Source organism: Pseudoalteromonas sp. 13-15, assembly GCF_001468205.2.
Lineage (GTDB): Bacteria > Pseudomonadota > Gammaproteobacteria > Enterobacterales > Alteromonadaceae > Pseudoalteromonas > Pseudoalteromonas marina.
This window is the reverse complement of the sequence record NZ_CP019162.1, coordinates 956,839-975,212: the sequence shown is the minus strand read 5'-3', so window position 1 is coordinate 975,212 and position 18,374 is coordinate 956,839. Positions and strand designations below refer to the sequence as shown.

The window sequence follows — 18,374 nt, the reverse complement described above, 5'->3', positions numbered from 1 at the left end:
ACAAAGCATTGGCTTGTACAAGTGGGCAATACTATGAAACCAATAAAAAACGTTGTTATTGCGGGCGGTGGGACCGCTGGTTGGATAGCAGCAGCGCTACTTAATAAAGTGTTAGGTAAAGTAATTGACATTACCCTTATAGAATCCAGCAGTATTGGTACTATTGGCGTTGGTGAAGCGACCATTCCGCCTATTATTCAGCTCAACAATGCGTTAGGTATTAATGAACAAGACTTTATAAATGCTACTAATGCCTCTATAAAACTTGGCATTGAGTTCGAAAACTGGAAAACACCATCACATAGTTACATGCATGCGTTTGGCTCGTTTGGTAAAGGCTTTCCGTTTTGTGACTTTTATAACTTTTGGGTAAAAGGACAAATTAGTGGTAGTGAGGATTCTTTATGGGATTTTTCACTTAATTACCAAGCAGCTAAAAAGCACAAGTTTGCACCACTAAGCGCTATTCCTAATACACAGCTACCTGGGATAAGTTACGCTTTTCATTTTGATGCGACCTTATATGCTGAGTACCTTAAAAAACTGGCATTATCACGCGGTGTAAAACACATCGATGCAAAAATAGAGCGTGTTACTCAGTGCCCAAATACAGGCCAAATTAACAGTCTAACGCTTGATAATAATAGCCAAATAGAGGGAGATTTATTTATAGATTGTACGGGGCAACGTGCACTTTTAATTGAGCAAACGCTTAATACAGGCTTTGTTGATTGGTCGCATTATTTACCATGCGATAGCGCCGTAGCAGTGCAATCAACAGGAAGTGACGAATTAAGGCCTTATACGCGTTCTATTGCACATAACGCAGGCTGGCAGTGGCAAATACCGTTGCAAAATAGAACAGGAAACGGGCTTGTTTACTGCAGTCGATATTTATCTGACGAGGGCGCGACTGCACTTTTACTTAATAACTTACCGGGTGAACCTACAACAGATCCTCGCTTAATAAAATTTAAAACTGGGCGACGCTTAAAGCAATGGCATAAAAATGTGGTAGCAGTGGGGCTTTCAAGTGGGTTTTTAGAGCCGCTTGAGTCTACCAGTATTCATTTAATTCAAAGTGCTGTTATACGTTTAATTAAGTTATTTCCTCATAATGGCATTAGTGATGCGCTTGTTACTGAATTTAATAAGCAAAGTGTTACTGAAATAGAACATATTCGCGACTTCATTATTTTGCATTACAAATTAACCGAACGAGAAGACTCGCCATTTTGGCGCCAATGTAAGCAAATGGATATACCTCAATCGTTAGCTCATAAAATAGATTTATTTAGGCAAACAGGCAAGGTAGTGCGCGAAAACGACGAGCTATTTGCAGAAGTGGCTTGGCAGCAGGTGTGTATTGGACAAGGTCTTATTCCCGAGGATTACAACAACATCGTTGACTCACTCAGTTGTGAACAACTAAACGATTTATTCTCAACACTAAAAACGCTTATTAACTCAACGGTAGATCAATTACCCACTCATAAAGATTTTTTAGCAAAAATTAAAAAGGCCTGATGATGCAACTTTTAAAAAAGCTTTTACTTGTAAGTGCCTGTACTTTACCAACCATTAGCTACGCACTTGACGTTGAGCCAGCTAATTGGTGGGTTGGCATGAACAAAAACACGATTACCATCATGGTTCATGAGCAAAACATTGCAAACGAGCACATTAAATTAGCTAAATACAACGGCGTTAAGTTAAATAAAGTAACCCGTACCGATAATCCAAATTATGTATTTTTAAATATTACCATTACCGACGCCGCTAAAGCCGGAACGCTTAAGTTTAATAGCAGCGAAACGAGCAATAACTTTGAGTTCCCACTTCTTGATCGAGATAAAAACAGCGCTCAGCGTCAAGGGTTTACATCAGCCGATACGCTTTATTTAATTAACCCCGATCGCTTTGCTAATGGTGATAAAGAAAACGATACCGTACCAAACATGTTAGAAGCAGCAAACCCGAGTATAAAAGGTGGGCGCCACGGTGGTGATATTCAAGGCGTTATAAACGCGCTTCCCTATTTAAACGACTTAGGCGTAACACAGCTTTGGCTAACGCCTGTGCTTGAAAACAACATGCCTAATTATTCTTATCATGGTTATGGAATTACAGACTTTTATAAGGTTGACCCACGAATGGGCTCAAACCAGTTATACAAAACGTTATCTGTAAAAGCAAAAGAGCAGGGTATAGGCCTTGTAATGGATATGGTTCTTAACCATTTTGGCTCTGAGCATACTTGGGTTAACGATAAGCCAACTAAAGATTGGATTAACTTTAATGGTGAGTTTAATAAAGGCGAGAATGCCACCAGCCATGCGCGCCAAACCATACAAGACCCACACGCCAGTGAATACGACAAGCGCCAGTTTAACGATGGCTGGTTTGTAGAAACCATGCCTGATTTAAATCAGCGCCAACCACTGTTAAGTGAATACTTAATTCAAAATGCGATTTGGTGGATAGAATACGCCGATTTAAGCGGCATACGCGTTGATACCTACTCTTACTCAGATAAAGCATTTTTGAGTGATTGGACAAAAGCCATAATGCAAGAGTATCCAGACTTTAATATTGTTGGAGAAGAGTGGACGTCTAACCCTGCTATTGCTTCTTACTGGCAACGTGGCAAGCATAATCAAGATGGGTATACATCAAGCCTACCAAGCGTGATGGACTTTTCGTTGCAAGAGTCGGTAATTCAAGCGCTAAATGAAGATGAAAGCTGGAACACGGGTTGGGTTAAAGTATATGAATCGTTAGCTAATGACTTTTTATACCCTGATACAAATAACGTTATGGTATTTGCTGATAACCACGATATGAGCCGTGTTTACACTGAGCTTGGTCAAGATGTAGCCAAAACAAAAATGGCGATGACCTTGTTTTTAACCACACGTGGCATACCGCAAATGTATTACGGTACGGAAGTACTATTAGATAACACCCCAAGTAAAGACCATGGCGATATTAGAATCGACTTCCCTGGAGGGTTTGATGGGCAAACACGTAACGCCTTTACCAAAGAGGGCTTAACAAAACAGCAAAAAGAGATGTATAACACCATCAGTACGCTGCTTAACTTTAGAAAAAACAGCTCAGCACTAGATAAAGGTAAACTTGTACACTTTACGCCTCAACAAGGGGTTTATAGTTATTCACGTATTAGCGACGAGCAAACTGTGTTGGTATTTATGAATAAAAACACAGAGGCACTACAAAAAAATATTGAGTATATGCAAGAGGTGATGCCTGACCGCACAACAGCATTTAATTTATTTACTCAAAAAACACAAAAGCTTGGCAAAACCATTGAACTACCAGCTATGAGCGCAACTGTATTAGTTATCAATAAGCAACAATAGTGACCTGAATACGTATGCAGCAACTGTATGGTTGCTGCAGTAATCTTTAGTATAAAGTTAATAACAATACTGACAAAAAAGACACACAATGAAAATATCAGTTTATATACCCGCAGTGCTGTGTAGTGCACTTATTGCTACAGGGTGTTCAGAAAATAATAAACCTGAACAACAGCAAACACCTGCGCATACGCAAAATGAGCTCACTAAGCCAGTTGTATATCAAGTATTTACCCGTTTGTTTGGTAATACCGAGACAGCTAATGTGCCATGGGGCACGAAAGAGCAAAACGGTGTAGGTAAATTTGCCGATTTTAACGACGCAGCCTTAAAAGGCATTAAAGAGCTAGGTACCACGCACGTTTGGTACACCGGTGTGTTACATCACGCGTTAGTGGGCGATTATACCGACTACGGCATTTCACAAGATGACCCTGATGTAGTAAAAGGTCGCGCAGGCTCACCGTACGCAATTAAAGATTACTACGATGTTAACCCCGATTTAGCTGTTAATGTAACAAACCGCATGGGAGAGTTTACCCAGCTTATTGAACGTACACATAGCCATGGCATGAAAGTCATTATTGATATAGTGCCTAACCATGTGGCACGTAATTATGAATCGCTAGGTAAGCCTAAAAGTGTTAAAGACTTTGGTGAGCAAGATGACACCAGTAAAGTGTACGATAAAAATAATAATTTTTACTATGTACCAGGAAAGTCTTTTCAAGTACCTACAGATGTTAATTACCAAGTCCTAGGTGGCAATGCTCATCCACTTGCGGACGGCTTTTTTGATGAAAACCCAGCAAAATGGACCGGTAATGGTGCACGAGCGCCAAAACCTGACATAAACGATTGGTACGAAACCGTAAAAGTGAATTACGGTGTTAAACCAGACGGCAGTTACGACTTTCCAACACTACCAAAAAACATAGAAACGAAAGATTACCGTGTTCATTATGCGTTTTGGCAGGATAAAGAACTCCCTAATAGCTGGTATAAATTTAGAGATATTGCATTGTTTTGGCTCGACAAAGGGGTTGATGGCTTTAGGTATGATATGGCTGAGATGGTACCTGTCGAATTTTGGAGTTTTTTGAATTCATCAATAAAAATGCAAAAGCCAGATGCCTTTTTACTGGCTGAAGTTTACAACCCAGAAATGTATCGCGCCTATATTCATCAAGGAAAAATGGATTTTCTTTACGACAAAGTGGGCTTTTACGATACGTTAAAGGCCATTATGAAAAGCAAGCAGTCAGCAAACACTATTTTTGATGCGCATAAAACTGTTGCAGACATAGAGCAACACATGTTGCACTTTTTAGAAAATCACGACGAGCAACGTATCGCTAGTCCAGACTTTGCAGGAAATGCAGTTTGGGGTAAACCCGCCATGGTGGTTTCTAACTTAATTAGTCGTGCACCAAGCCTAATATACTTTGGCCAAGATGTTGGTGAGGATGGATCTGAAAATGCCGGCTTTGGATCGCCTACTCGCACAAGTATTTTTGATTACATAGGCGTACCCGCTCATCAAGCATGGATGAATAACGGTAAGTTTGATGGCGCAAAACTCACTAACGAACAAGCTGCTTTGCGTGAGTACTATAAAGCAATTATGGCTTTAAATAGCTTACCTGCTGTTGTAGGCGGCGATATGCAAAAGCTTAACCTTACAGGTAGCGATCGTATTGTTGGGTTTAGCCGAACGCTAGGGCAGCAAACAATTTTGGTACTAAGTAACTTCAGTGAGCAAACACAGAGTATCTCAGTTGATTTATCTCAGGAGCAAGTAACAAAACTGGGAGGAAGCTCACTAATTGTTGATTTACTTGAACAGCACCAAGTGGAACTTAAAACACACTCGCAAGGCGCCACATTTAACCTGACACTTAATGCATTTAGCAGCGCAGTATTAACAAATAAGGCTAATAATGAATAATCAAAATAATAATACAGATAAGCCAAATTTAAGTTTTTGGCAAATATGGAACATGTGCTTCGGCTTTTTAGGCATACAGTTTGGTTTTGCTCTGCAAAACGGCAATGTAAGCCGAATATTTCAAACATTAGGCGCACAAGTTGATGATATTCCTATTTTATGGGTTGCAGCGCCGCTTACAGGCCTAATAGTACAACCTATTATTGGTTACTGGAGCGATAAAACGTGGGGGCGCTTTGGCCGTCGTCGTCCGTTTTTCTTTGTGGGCGCTGTGTTAACAACACTTTCGTTGTTTATTATGCCGCACTCGCCAACACTTTGGATTGCTGCTGGTATGTTGTGGATTATGGATGCCTCAATCAACGTGACAATGGAACCGTTTAGAGCGCTTGTTGGCGATAACCTGCCAGAAAAACAACGCGCGACAGGTTACGGTTTACAAAGCTTTTTTATTGGTATTGGTGCGGTGTTAGCCTCGGCGCTACCATGGATGATGACCAACTGGTTTGATGTCAGTAATACCGCAGCGGCTGGGCAAATTCCCGATTCGGTTAAATATTCATTTTACTGGGGTGGGGTGGTTTTATTAGTTGCTGTTTTATGGACTGTGGCACGCACCAAGGAATATAGCCCAGAACAACTTGCTGAATTTGAACAGCAAACAGCAAAATCTACGACTGCAATTATAGCTGATATTAACTTTAATAAAGGTGCCATTATTTTTGTGGTGTTAGGTTTAGCAACCCTTGCATTAGTTATGGGCTTATCGCTTGAAAAAGAGCTTTACCTACTTGCTGGTGGTTTATTAGCCTTTGGTATTGTGCAGTGGATTGCAGCGGCACTTAAAAGTGCGAATAAAACCCAAGGTGGTTTTTATCAAGTCGTACAAGATGTTTTTACAATGCCAGAGGCCATGAAGCAGCTTGCTTGGGTGCAGTTTTTTAGCTGGTTTACTTTATTTGCTATGTGGATTTATACCACTTCCGCTGTAACAAGTTTTCACTATGGCAGTAGCGATGCTACCTCTAAAGCATTTAACGATGGTGCAGACTGGGTGGGTATTTTATTTGCAGCCTACAATGGCTTTGCCGCAATTGCAGCTATGTGTATTCCGTTTTTAGTTAAAAAAATGGGTTTAAAAGGCGCACATTGTTTTAATTTATTGCTAGGCGCGTTAGGCCTTGCAAGCTTTATCTTTATACAAGACCCTAAAATGTTACTTATACCTATGATAGGCGTAGGGTTTGCGTGGGCGTCTATTTTATCGCTGCCTTATGCCATGTTAAGTAACGCCTTACCAAGTAATAAAATGGGCGTTTATATGGGTATTTTTAACTTCTTTATTGTAATACCGCAGTTACTCGCCGCTAGCATTTTAGGGCTTATTTTACGCAATGTATTTTCTAACCAGCCTATTTACGCCTTATTAATTGGTGCAGCCTCATTTGTGGTTGCCGCTGTAGCCGTAATGCGCGTTAAAAATTCTAATTAAGGACACACAATGAAAAAATACAACCTTATAACCGCCTCACTTTTAGCCTTAGGTTTAACAGCTTGTGGCGCACAAAACACAAGCACAACTAATGAAAGTACTTCAGCACAAGTTACATCGGCACCAGGCGCCCCAGGGGTAGAGCCATTTTGGGCGTATGCAGGCAAAACAGGTATCGGCACATCGTTTGAAGAATATAAAAAAGGCCAGTACAGCGATACAGCCGCAACAGGCAATGTGTCTAAAGTATGGTTTTCTATTGCTAAAGGAATGATCACCGAAACCATGTTTGGGCTTATTCACCAAGCGCAAATAAAAGACATGCAATTTATAGTAACAGGTAATGATTTTACCGTTACCGAAGCGGATGACTTAGACGTAAGCATTGATTACTTATACAAAGATGAGCAAGGCAGACCGCTTTCGCTTGCTTATAAGGTAATAAGTACCGATAAGCAAGGCCGCTTTAGCTTAGAAAAGCACATATTTACCGATCCAGATACACAAACATTATTTGTACGAAGTGTGTTTAATACTCAATTAGAGGGTCTAAAAGCCTACGTTAACGTTAACCCGTACATTAACAATAACGGGTTAGGTGACTTTGCTAAAACAACAGAACAAGGACTCGTCGCATGGGAAGGCGATAACTATTTAACATTACAATCAAGTTCACCTTTTAAAGCTAAAACAGTAGGATTTACAGGTGAAAGTGATAGTATTAATGCACTTAAAACAACGCAAGCAATTAATAATCAGTATACAAATACCGGTGAAGTTTCAGGTAATGTAAACATGCTTGCAGAACTCGGTGATATTAGTAACAACACCACATTTGATTTAGCGTTAAGCTTTGGAAAAACCCAGCAGCAAAGTATTCAGCAAGGCGAACAAAGTTTGGCTAAGGGTTACCAAGCCGTACTCGATCACTACAACGGTAAAGGCGACGCGCTAGGTTGGCAAGATTACCTACAAAGCCTTAAACCACTAAATACAATGACTGAACAAACTGCCGATAACGGCAAACTTTTATACACCAGTGCCATGGTATTAAAAGCACAAGAAGATAAAACACACGCGGGTGCGCTTATTGCGTCACTGTCAAACCCATGGGGTGAAACTGTATCGGCTAAAGAAGGCTCTACCGGTTATAAAGCAGTATGGGTACGCGATTTTTATCAAGTAGCTATGGCTTTTATGGCGCTCGGCGATACCGCTACAGCTAAAACAGCATTCGAATACCTAGAAAAAGTACAAGTTAACAGCAGTACACCGGGTAACAATGGTGATACAGGCTGGTTTTTACAAAAAACACATGTTGATGGCGAACTTGAATGGGTTGGTGTCCAGCTTGACCAAACAGCCATGCCTATTATGCTTGCTTGGAAACTTCACCAAGCGGATGTGTTAAGCGATAAAGAGCTAAAAACTTGGTACGGCAAAATGTTAAAACCTGCAGCTGACTTTTTAGTTGATGGAGGCCTTGCTAAAATTTTATGGAACGACACGCAGATCACTCCACCTGCAACACAGCAGGAGCGCTGGGAAGAGCAAGAGGGGTATTCTCCTTCTACTACTGCCGCAATTGTTGCAGGCCTAATAACAGCAAGCGACATAGCAACACTTAGCGGTGATGATAAAAACGCTAAGCGTTATTTAGAAACGGCTAAAAAGTATAACAGCGAAATAGAATCGCAAATGTTTACTACAGAGGGTAATTTAAAAGGCGAAAGTACCGATGGTGAATATTTTATTCGCATTGGTCAGGACACTGACGCCAATTCAAACACTAAAATTAACGCCAATAATGGCCGTGAAGGGTTTAATAAAAAGCAAATTTTAGATGGCGGTTTTTTAGAGCTAGTTCGCTATGGCGTTCGCGGTGCTAACGACGAAAGTATTGTTAAAACACTGCCTGAGTACGATGACGAAACGCTTGAAGATAACCTACAAGTTAAATATAGCTTTAGTTTTAAAGATGGGACCGGCACATTTGCAGGCTACCGCCGTTACGGTAACGACGGTTACGGCGAAGATGAAGTAACAGGCACAAATTACGCAGAAGGTGGCGCTAACTCACCAGGCCAACGTGGTCGTGTATGGCCATTTTTCACCGGTGAACGCGGCCATTACGAAATAGCGGCAGCCAACGCTACCAAAACATTGAATGATGCTAAGCAGACTGATATTAGAAATAGTTACGTAAAAGGTTTAGAACAGTTTGCGAATGAAGGCATGATGCTGCCTGAGCAAGTATGGGATGGTGTAGGTGTCAACAAAGCGGGTTATGAACTAGGCGAAGGTACTAATTCAGCAACCCCACTGGCATGGACTCATGCTGAGTACGTTAAGCTTGTGCGCTCACTAAGTGATAAACAAGTATGGGATCATTACCCAGTTGTTGAAGAATCGCTAAAGAAATAATACATCATACCAATTCGCATAATTAAGTGATTTATTTGAGGGCTAGAAAAACGCGTTTATAGCTTGGCTAAAAAATTAGCTACTTAGTTGTTCTAAATGAGACATTTTTGACGCCGTTAGCTACACGTTTAGCCCCAAAAAATAATTAAGTATTATTGAGGAACGGTATAAAATACTGTAGTTGGAAAAAGGGCTTCTAAATAAATTTAGAAGCCCTTTTCTATATCCTCACTTAATACACAAAAAGTGCTCTTCAAATAAAATGAATGCCACTTTTTTATTTATATTATTTGAGACCACATTTATTATCAAACCATGATAACAACTCTGTATAAAACTCTTTTTTATGATCATAGAAAAGCGTATCGGAAAAGTGATCGGCATCTTCTAGCTCAACATATTTAAAGTCTTTTTTGTACTTCTCAAGCTCTGATACGAAGTCTCTACTGTGTTTTACTGGAACACGACTGTCTATATCACCATGTATAACCAATATAGGAACATTTACCTTTTCTACTTGTTCTACAGGGGATACACCTGAAATAGTAGGGCGTTGTAAAATACTTAAAAAGCGATTTTCGTTAAGGGTTGCATTTATACGACTTAAATCACTTACCCCAGCACCGGCAACAACACATTTGTATATGTTGTTTTCACGCATAGATGCAGCAAATGCAGCGTAACCACCATAGCTCCAGCCAAATAAAGCAAGTTTATCTTTTGTCGCTAAGCCTTTTTTGATTAAGTACTGGGCAGCATCGTCTAAATCATCTTGTTTTTTCAAGCCCCAGTTATTATCACCAGCCATCCAATGCTCTAAACCGTAACCAGTAGAGCCACGATAGTTTGGTTGAATAACTACATAGCCATGATAAGCAAGTAGCTGTGCCCAATCATCAAACACAATGGAATCTCGCACCCAAGGGCCACCATGAGGAAGCACTACCGCAGGGTAAGGGCCTTTAGTAGCCGGGATGGTTACATAGGCTTTTATTTTACGACCATCTCTAGCTTTATAAGAGATATACTTAACGGTTCCTAGCTTACTCTTATCAATAAACGGGAGTCGATCACCAATTTTAGTTAGTTTTTGCTTATTAGTAACAATGTAATAGCTGCCAGGATTGTCGTCAGCAGATACTCTAACTACTAATACGTTATCGTTTTCAGAGCTACTAACAATTTGTACAAATTTACCCTTAAATAGGGAGGAAACAGATTCGTTAAGTGCTTGAAGGTTAGGATCTGTGAAATAAAACTTAGGTTGCTTGGTTGTATAGCGAAAGCCTTGTAAAGTGCCGTCGGTATCAAGTACGACACCATCGGTATCTACAGATTTAAGACCAAATTGTCGGTCAGTGTACTGACCTGTTTTAATATTGTATATATAAATACCAGTCGTATTTTCGCCCAAGTTAGCGTTTACATAAACTTCGTTAGGGTTACCTTTCGCAAATCCTAATATCTCAAAGCTTTCACGCTTTTTAGGACTAACTTGCTTAATTACTTTCCAGTCATCACTGCCTTTATCGCGTGCATAATAATCAATTGCGTTATCAGATTTATTCCAACCTTGGGCTATTCTTATTTCACCATCGTAATCAGATAAAAACGAGCCTGATACTTTTTCATTACCACGCATTACAGTAACACTTCGTCCAGTATTAATATTAAATCGGACTACATCTGGAATGTAGTTATTATTAATATCAACCTCTACGAGTACTTCATCTTTTTTGTCTGGAAGTATATTGATTATATTAAATTGAACATTTCGCTTTTTCTTAAACGGTAATAACCAGTCACCTTTACCATCTGCATCTGTTATTGCAAATTTGTTTACCCAGTACTTGCGACTACCATCTTCAAGTATTTGCCTAAACATAACGCCAATTTTTTCATCGTTTAACCATACGATGGAAGATATCAACATCTTATCAGCACCTAATCTTACAGGTTCTGCTTCTAGATTATTAGGATCTCGTATCTCAATAATATAATCACCATCTTTGGTAGTCGCTCTTAAAATAGCAAGCTTATTACCATCTGGTGATGCTACAACGCTCCGAATAGCAGCCGACATTGAGAAAGCATCGATACTGCTCACTTGCGTCCTATCTTCAGTTTCGCTATTGGCGAAAGAAGATAGGCTTAGTAAGCTCAATCCTACTAACATTCTTTTTTTTAGTTTCATTTTTATTCCTTCAAAAAAAAATGGCCTAAAATTTTAGGCCATTTGTATTGAAATTTACTTAGCCATTCTAAATTAGAATGATGCTGTAAAGCTGATGTAAGGGCTTCGACCAGAGGTATCGTAACCAACACCCAGTGGGATGTTAGTATTTGAGAAAGACCCACTCGGATCTACTTTTGGTGGCGCTTCATTAAATACGTTACGGACACCTAAGTTAACTTTGTATGCATCGTTAGACCATGTAAGACCAACGTTGTGCACAAAGTAGTCATCAGTGAAACCAACAGGGCGACACTTAAGTGCTTCACCATTAGCGTCAGTTAAACCACGACATCCTGCAGTACCTTCTTCAAACTCACCTAAATCATCTTCATCTTCACGACCTTTACCGATGAAACGAGTTTCCCAGTTAAATCTAAAATCAGAGTACTTCAGTTGTAAGCGAGCTGTACCACGCCATTCTGGTGAATCTGGTTCACCCATATTATCGTCAATTGTACCAAGCACATCATATACTTGTTCAGTCATACGTGTTGCTTGAAGGTCTAGAGTAATACCTAAATTTTGCTCGGCTATAACAGTATCAGTTTCGAAATAAACGTTGTAGTCAAAACCTTTAGATGAGATTAAGCCAATATTAATAAAGCTAGCATCAACCAAGCTAATTTGACCATTAGCATTACGGTTTATTCTGTCACAGAATGCTTCATTACCGTCTGCAGAGTAACATTGTGCAATGCTGTATCCTGCACTTGGCTCTGCAATACTGTTGGTAACCTCAATATCAAAGCGCGTCAATGATAGAGTTAAATCAAACGCTTCACTGAATGGTTGTTCAAAGATAAAGCCGTATGTTTTTGCTACAGAGGTTTCAGGTTGAAGCTCTGTAGTACCACCAGTTTCTATTTCAGCACTATATCCTGCAGTGTAAACCGTTGTTCCGTCTTGACCTAAGCCAAGCGAAGTAGGATCAACACCAGATGCTTGACAAGCGTTCAATACCGCAGCATCACGAGTTTCTTCAGCTGCATTATATGTCGCTGCAGCGCCTGGATTTAATGGATCAATATCACGTGCATCTTCAGGTACAACACATGGATCTGCAACTGTATTAAAACCAGAGGTACCATTTAAGAAACGTTCACGTAAATTTGGTGCTCTGTATGAAGTACCTTTCGTAGCACGAAGTGTGAACCAATCTACAGGTCGATAAATGGTTTTGATACTGTACGTAGATTCAGCATCGTAAAAAGACTCTTCAGAAACACGACCAGAGGCCGTAAACGTTAATTCTTCTGCACCTTTAAGACCTTTAAGCAAAGGGAATTCAACTTCAGTAAATACCTCTTTTAGATTTCGTGCACCATCTGCTCCTTGGTCAGAGAAGTAACCCCAAAGCAAGCCTTGAGCTGCTGCAGCATTCGGGTTTGATTCAATTTCGTCACGTCGATATTCAACACCAACAATACCAGCTACAGTTTCATCGTTCCATGGTAATGCAAAGAAATCACCGCCCATGAACGCATTGAATACGAATTGGTTTACCTTAGTCTCTATATCACGGTCAATGAACAAGTACGCCGCTTCTTCAGGTGAAAGCGTTCCGCCACCTTCTTGATATATACTATCAGCAAATAAATTTACAGGAACACAGCCATCAGAACCTGTACCACAAGTAACAGTGCCGTCATCATTGAGTACAGATGTTTCTAGAGAGTAAAGTAATCTTTCTTCATCAATACCCACACGGTGATCATCACCTTTAGATGCGCTGTAAGATACGGATGCATCATAGTACCAGTTGTTTAAACCGACATTCTCAAACATCCCTAAGTTACCCGTTACACCTGAGACTAAGCGATATTGAGAAACTTCAACATCAGTACGGTCACGATCTCCACGAATATTTATAATAGGGCGAACTGTTTCAGGGCCTCCAGGACCTACACCTAAAACGCCAAAACAATCAATGCCATTTGTTCCACAAGGGTTGTATGGGTTTGTTTCTGGTACATACTCAAAAATTTGTGCGCCTGGGCTAAAAATTGGTGATTTACGACTTGCGTATAAACCTTCGTAATAAAATGTAGTATCGTTATCATCTTGAAAGTTATATTCACCGTTTAGCATTAACGAGATGCGTTCATTTTTACTTCTGTAATCACCGCTTTTGTAATAATCAGATTGTTGGAATGCATATAGTGGGTTTTGGAAGTCAACATCACGGAAACCATCACCATCACCATCAACAAATACACCATCATTAATGCCATCGCCATCAAAATCACCCGCTACCCAAGATGGAAAAAATCCTTCAAGGCTTGCAGGAACAGTTGATTCACTAAAATTAGGTATCCCTGTATTCGTAAAATTAGGTGTGTAGTAAACACTTCCAAAAAACGAAGGAACACTAATGCGATTCGTTAAAGGAAATATGTCACAAGAGTCTTCACCACTTGCAACTGGACCATAGCCACTATTGCGCGTAACAATGCTTCCATCTTCTGCTTCCCAAATACGCTCTTCACAGCCTTTAACAAAAGGGTTACCAGATAGAGATTGAGATTTTTGCTCAGAGTACTCAACACCGACTGTTATAAAACCATTGTCCATGGTTTTACCCCACATACCAGATAGTACAGTTTCTTCTCCGCCTTCACCTTTAGGCTGACGGTACGATGCGTCGAAAATGAATCCTTCAACATCTTTTTTCAATATTACGTTAGCTACACCGGCTACCGCATCAGAACCATAAACTGTTGATGCACCGTCAAACAAGTTTTCAACTCGTTCAACCATAACACCTGGTATTAAGTTAAGATCAGGAGAAGTTGGTGCACCACCAACGCCAGCAGGAGCCATTCTTCGGCCATTAATTAGTACAAGAGTACGCTCTGCACCTAAACCACGAAACCCGATTGTTGCAGCGCCCGGACCGTTATCTAATACAAAACCACCAAATGTATTATCTATTTGTGTACCTGCAGCTTGGCTTGTGGATTGCAGCATAGAGCCTGCGTCAAACAACCCCATTTCGCGTGATAAATCGCCATTGATAATTTGAATTGGGGATGCATTAGAAAATTCTGCTTTTCGTATACGAGAGCCGGTAACAACAATTCTCTCAGGACCTTCTTCTTCTAATTCTACGTCTGCGTTTAACTCTTCCTGCGCCAATACATTGGGGGCAAGTGCTACAGAGCCTAACAATAAAGAGTACCTTACTGCATTTGATAGAGCTTTGGTTTTGAACATATTAAAATCCCTGTGATATTTTTTTTATAATGTTTAACAACTTATACATAAAAAGATAGATAAGTCACAATAAATTTACATCATGATGCGTGTTATGTAAATCGGTCCAAATCAAAAAACATTGCATTTCAACAGGTATAATGATTAAGAATGATAATTGGTGTACGTGAAAGTGCCGGGGTAAATGTAAGTTATTGTTTTTTGAGGGTTAAATTATTATGTTGATTTGGCTTGCGATTTGTAAACAAATGTAAATCATGGAGGTGTTACATTTGTTTAAATTTCATGACTTTTCTTAATATTTAACTCGATCCGCGAGCAATTAACACAGGGGGTAAAAGGGTGCTTTGCACATCTTCTTCTCTGATTAGTTTAAGTAAATTTTCAACGAGCATTTGCCCTGCAAGAGTTGTATTCTGCTCTATGGTTGTCAGTGGTGGGTTTACAAAACTGGCTATAGCTATGTTATCAAACCCGACTACAGCGACATCTTTAGGGACATTAATGTTTGCTTCTTTGAGTGCTCTGATAGCACCAATTGCAATTAAGTCGCTTGCTGCAAACAACGCATTAAATTTAATATTATTGGCAATGAGCGAGCGAGTTGCATGATAGCCCGATTCTTCAGTTGAAATAGCGTTAGCCATTTTACGTTCATTTATTGCGATGTTGTTAGCTTCTAGCTCGTCCTTAAACCCTTGAAAGCGAGCAAAAAATTCCGGACTGTGGTCAGAAGCATCGCCAATAAATGCACAATCTTGTCTGTTGTGAGCTATAAAATGAGCCGCAGCTTGTTTACCACCACCGTAATTGTCACAGCACACGGTTAAATCAGGTCTGTTATCTACCGTTGCCCCCCAACATACAAATTTAGTGTTTTGCTCAAGCAGTGTTTTAAATTTAGGCTGAAAATCAATGTAATCGCCATAACCAAGCAAAATAATGCCATCGGCTCTGTGGCTATCTTCGTAATCGGCTTGCCAATCTGCACTGGCTGATTGAAACGATACTAATAAATCGTAGCCTTCTTTTGCACACGCGCGCGTAATACTGCCGAGCATAGATAAAAAGAACGGGTTAATTTGTGATTCGTCTGAGGTGGGGTCTTCAAATAATAAAAGTGCGAGTGTGCTGCTTTGTTGCGTGCGCAAGTTGCTTGCGTTTTTGTCGACCTTGTAATTAAGTTTTTTTGCAATGTCATGAACACGTTTACGTGTTTCTTCATTAACAAGCGGGCTATTTCGTAAAGCGCGAGATACAGTTGATTGAGATACCCCTGCATAGTGGGCAATATCAAATGATGTAGCTTTACCTTTCATTATCACAACTTAGTTAATGTAATACACAATAGTGCCATTTTCGTTTATTAATTAAATATTTCAAGCTTTTTGTGTTTAATGTAAATTATTTATTGATTTGACTGTGACACCGGTGTCATAATATTTATGTTTTATCATTTTGTTGTCAAAACGAATTGGCTGTTTGTAATTGCTACAGGCAGCATTTTTTCTCTGATAGCCGCTTTAGGGTGATAGCCTAAAGCAATTACACCAATGGTTTACTATTGTAGAACAAAAAGCACTGATTGCTTAAACAAAAGAGATAACACCATGAGCCTAAACTCTTCTACCCAATTTGATCCTATTTTAGTTGCCGATGTTGGTGGCACTAATGCTCGTTTTGCTTTAATTACATCGTTTGATGACACAACAAATCAATTTGCAATTGAGCATAATAATACGTTTCCTAGTGCTAATTTTGGCTCACTTGAAAAAGCACTCGAGCATTACTTATCAACCGTACCACATATTGTACCAAAACGCGCATGTTTGGCGGTTGCTGGCCCTATAAAAGCAGGGCAAGTACATTTAACAAATTTAGGATGGCACTTTAGTGTTAACGATTTTAAGGCTTATTTTGAGTTAAATGAGCTTGATGTTATTAATGATTTTGCTGCTTTTGCTTACGCTGCACCTTACTTAAGCCCATCTCAAAATGTTGTTATAAAAGCAGGTCAAGCTGATGACAATGCAAATATTGGTGTAATGGGGCCCGGAACTGGCTTTGGTGCGGCTTGTTTAGTCAGAACATCTCACTCTACTTCTGTTTTAAGTTCGGAAGGTGGGCACATATCGCTTGCAGCGGTAACAGAGCTTGATGCCTTGTTAATTCAAGAACTAAAAAAAGAGCATCAACACGTGTCTGTCGAAACCGTTTTTTCAGGCCCTGGTATTACCCATCTATATAAAGCAATGGCTGCAGTTAAAGGGCAATCGCCTAAAAATCTTGATGCTGCACAAATTAGCAGCTTAGCAAATAGTGGCGAATGTGATGTGTGCGATGCAACCCTGAATCAATTTTGTGATTGGATTGGCAGCGTAGCAGGCGATTTATCACTAGCTTATGGCGCATTGGGTGGCCTATTTATAGGTGGTGGAATATTACCGCGTATGCAAGCTCGATTACTTGAAAGCCGTTTTGTTGAACGCTTTTCGCAAAAAGGGATTATGTCGCAATACACAGGGCAAATACCTGTTACATTAGTGACACAAGACAACATACCTTTAATTGGCGCAGCGGCGTGTTTGCACAACGCAAATTAGTTTTTTGTTGATTGCATGTGGAAAATAGAGTGATGAAGAAAGTAACAATCAACAGCGTAGCAAGTCATGCTGGCGTATCTAAAAAGACAGTATCGCGGGTTCTAAATAACGAGCCCAACGTGAGTGCAGCCACTCGCGAAAAAGTACTCGCTGTGTTTAAAGAGTTGGATTACACGCCAAACCCTATAGCGCGTGGGTTAGCACAAAATCGAAGTTTTATTATTGGTTGTTTATACGATAACCCAAGTAAAAGCTACATAACCCGTGTTCAAACAGGGGCTCTAGCAGCTTGCCAAGAAAACAATTACAACTTGCTAATTCACCCATGTGAATGCAGAGGTGAGGCTTTAATTAGCAACGTTGAGCAGTTACTTCAAACATCCCGTTTAGATGGTATTGTACTTACGCCACCTTTTGGTGATTTTCCTGAGCTGGTTGAGTTTTTAACAGCTAAAAAAATCCCGTTTGCGAGAGTAGCGTCCGCAATTTTACAAGATGAGTCTATTTCTGTTCGTAGTAACGACGAGCAGGGCGCATTTGAAATTACAGAACATTTAATCAGCCTTGGTCACAAGTCAATTGCATTTATTAAAGGTCACCCCGATCACAGTGCAACACAGCAGCGCTTTAAAGGCTACAGGCGTGCATTAGCTGATCACAAAATTGAGTTTGACGAGCGATTAGTTGAAGAGGGTAACTTTAGTTACCACTCGGGTGTAGACAGCGCGCGCAGTATTTTAGACTTGTCGCCACGGCCTACGGCTGTATTTGCATCAAACGATTACATGGCAGCAGCGGTGCTAAAACTTGCAACACAAAGGCAATTGCGTGTACCTGACGACATATCTATAGCTGGTTTTGACAATGCACCTATTGCACGCCACATTTGGCCAGGGTTAACAACCATAGCGCAACCAGTAGAAGAGATGACAAAGCTTGCTGTTACTCAATTAATTAATCACATTACAGAGCCTCAAGAACAGCCTTTTCAAATTACGCTTGAATCGCGCTTAATAACGCGTGAATCAACGGCTCGCATAAACCCATAAAATACTTTTTCACAGTAGCCTGAATA

10 protein-coding genes are annotated in these 18,374 nt (G+C 40.1%); 7 read left to right on the top strand and 3 right to left on the bottom strand.

The window, feature by feature from the left end; translation table 11 throughout:
* Nucleotides 1-33: 33 nt before the first annotated feature.
* The 5 genes from ATS72_RS04525 to ATS72_RS04505 all read left to right on the top strand — a co-directional run bounded on the left by ATS72_RS04525 (nt 34) and on the right by ATS72_RS04505 (nt 9,247).
* On the top strand, nt 34-1,527 hold the full coding sequence (locus ATS72_RS04525; protein WP_058428983.1) for a tryptophan halogenase family protein: 1,494 nt from the start codon (nt 34-36) through the stop codon (nt 1,525-1,527).
* Nucleotides 1,527-3,383, top strand: a complete 1,857-nt coding sequence (locus ATS72_RS04520) for a glycoside hydrolase family 13 protein (protein ID WP_058428982.1) — start codon at nt 1,527-1,529, stop codon at nt 3,381-3,383. Before ATS72_RS04525 ends, ATS72_RS04520 begins: the two co-directional genes overlap by 1 nt.
* An 88-nt stretch (nt 3,384-3,471) precedes the next feature.
* Nucleotides 3,472-5,331: an alpha-amylase family glycosyl hydrolase gene (locus tag ATS72_RS04515; protein WP_058428981.1), complete on the top strand. Its 1,860-nt coding sequence runs from the start codon at nt 3,472-3,474 to the stop codon at nt 5,329-5,331.
* A complete protein-coding gene (locus ATS72_RS04510) occupies nt 5,324-6,823 on the top strand; it encodes an MFS transporter (RefSeq protein WP_058428980.1) in 1,500 nt (499 codons plus the stop codon). The genes ATS72_RS04515 and ATS72_RS04510 overlap by 8 nt, the downstream gene beginning before the upstream one ends.
* Nucleotides 6,824-6,832: 9 nt before the next feature.
* Nucleotides 6,833-9,247 carry a glycoside hydrolase family 15 protein gene (locus tag ATS72_RS04505; protein WP_058428979.1) on the top strand — a complete coding sequence of 805 codons (2,415 nt, stop codon included), beginning with the start codon at nt 6,833-6,835 and terminating at the stop codon, nt 9,245-9,247.
* Nucleotides 9,248-9,533: 286 nt separating this feature from the next.
* Here ATS72_RS04505 and ATS72_RS04500 read toward each other — a convergent pair whose 3' ends face one another.
* The 3 genes from ATS72_RS04500 to ATS72_RS04490 all read right to left on the bottom strand — a co-directional run bounded on the left by ATS72_RS04500 (nt 9,534) and on the right by ATS72_RS04490 (nt 16,015).
* Nucleotides 9,534-11,441 carry an alpha/beta hydrolase family protein gene (locus ATS72_RS04500; protein WP_058428978.1) on the bottom strand — a complete coding sequence of 636 codons (1,908 nt, stop codon included), beginning with the start codon at nt 11,439-11,441 and terminating at the stop codon, nt 9,534-9,536.
* A gap of 72 nt (nt 11,442-11,513) precedes the next feature.
* Complete coding sequence (locus tag ATS72_RS04495; protein ID WP_006794586.1) at nt 11,514-14,696, bottom strand: TonB-dependent receptor; 3,183 nt, start codon at nt 14,694-14,696, stop codon at nt 11,514-11,516.
* Nucleotides 14,697-14,998: 302 nt separating this feature from the next.
* Nucleotides 14,999-16,015: a LacI family DNA-binding transcriptional regulator gene (locus ATS72_RS04490; protein ID WP_010557464.1), complete on the bottom strand. Its 1,017-nt coding sequence runs from the start codon at nt 16,013-16,015 to the stop codon at nt 14,999-15,001.
* 291 nt (nt 16,016-16,306) lie between these two features.
* Here ATS72_RS04490 and glk point away from each other — a divergent pair, with 291 nt between their 5' ends.
* Both glk and ATS72_RS04480 read left to right on the top strand, forming a co-directional pair.
* The gene (gene glk / locus ATS72_RS04485; protein ID WP_006794584.1) at nt 16,307-17,299 is read left to right on the top strand and encodes a glucokinase; all 993 of its coding nucleotides are present in this window, start codon (nt 16,307-16,309) and stop codon (nt 17,297-17,299) included.
* 32 nt (nt 17,300-17,331) lie between these two features.
* Nucleotides 17,332-18,348 carry a LacI family DNA-binding transcriptional regulator gene (locus ATS72_RS04480; RefSeq protein WP_058428977.1) on the top strand — a complete coding sequence of 339 codons (1,017 nt, stop codon included), beginning with the start codon at nt 17,332-17,334 and terminating at the stop codon, nt 18,346-18,348.
* Nucleotides 18,349-18,374: the final 26 nt, after the last annotated feature.

What these genes read in the sequence shown, in the direction of transcription:
- ATS72_RS04525 (WP_058428983.1), top strand. Translation starts at nt 34, where the DNA reads ATGAAACCAATAAAAAACGTTGTTATTGCGGGCGGTGGGACCGCTGGT.
- ATS72_RS04520 (WP_058428982.1), top strand. Translation starts at nt 1,527, where the DNA reads ATGATGCAACTTTTAAAAAAGCTTTTACTTGTAAGTGCCTGTACTTTA.
- ATS72_RS04515 (WP_058428981.1), top strand. Translation starts at nt 3,472, where the DNA reads ATGAAAATATCAGTTTATATACCCGCAGTGCTGTGTAGTGCACTTATT.
- ATS72_RS04510 (WP_058428980.1), top strand. Translation starts at nt 5,324, where the DNA reads ATGAATAATCAAAATAATAATACAGATAAGCCAAATTTAAGTTTTTGG.
- ATS72_RS04505 (WP_058428979.1), top strand. Translation starts at nt 6,833, where the DNA reads ATGAAAAAATACAACCTTATAACCGCCTCACTTTTAGCCTTAGGTTTA.
- ATS72_RS04500 (WP_058428978.1), bottom strand. Translation starts at nt 11,441, where the DNA reads ATGAAACTAAAAAAAAGAATGTTAGTAGGATTGAGCTTACTAAGCCTA.
- ATS72_RS04495 (WP_006794586.1), bottom strand. Translation starts at nt 14,696, where the DNA reads ATGTTCAAAACCAAAGCTCTATCAAATGCAGTAAGGTACTCTTTATTG.
- ATS72_RS04490 (WP_010557464.1), bottom strand. Translation starts at nt 16,015, where the DNA reads ATGAAAGGTAAAGCTACATCATTTGATATTGCCCACTATGCAGGGGTA.
- glk (WP_006794584.1), top strand. Translation starts at nt 16,307, where the DNA reads ATGAGCCTAAACTCTTCTACCCAATTTGATCCTATTTTAGTTGCCGAT.
- ATS72_RS04480 (WP_058428977.1), top strand. Translation starts at nt 17,332, where the DNA reads ATGAAGAAAGTAACAATCAACAGCGTAGCAAGTCATGCTGGCGTATCT.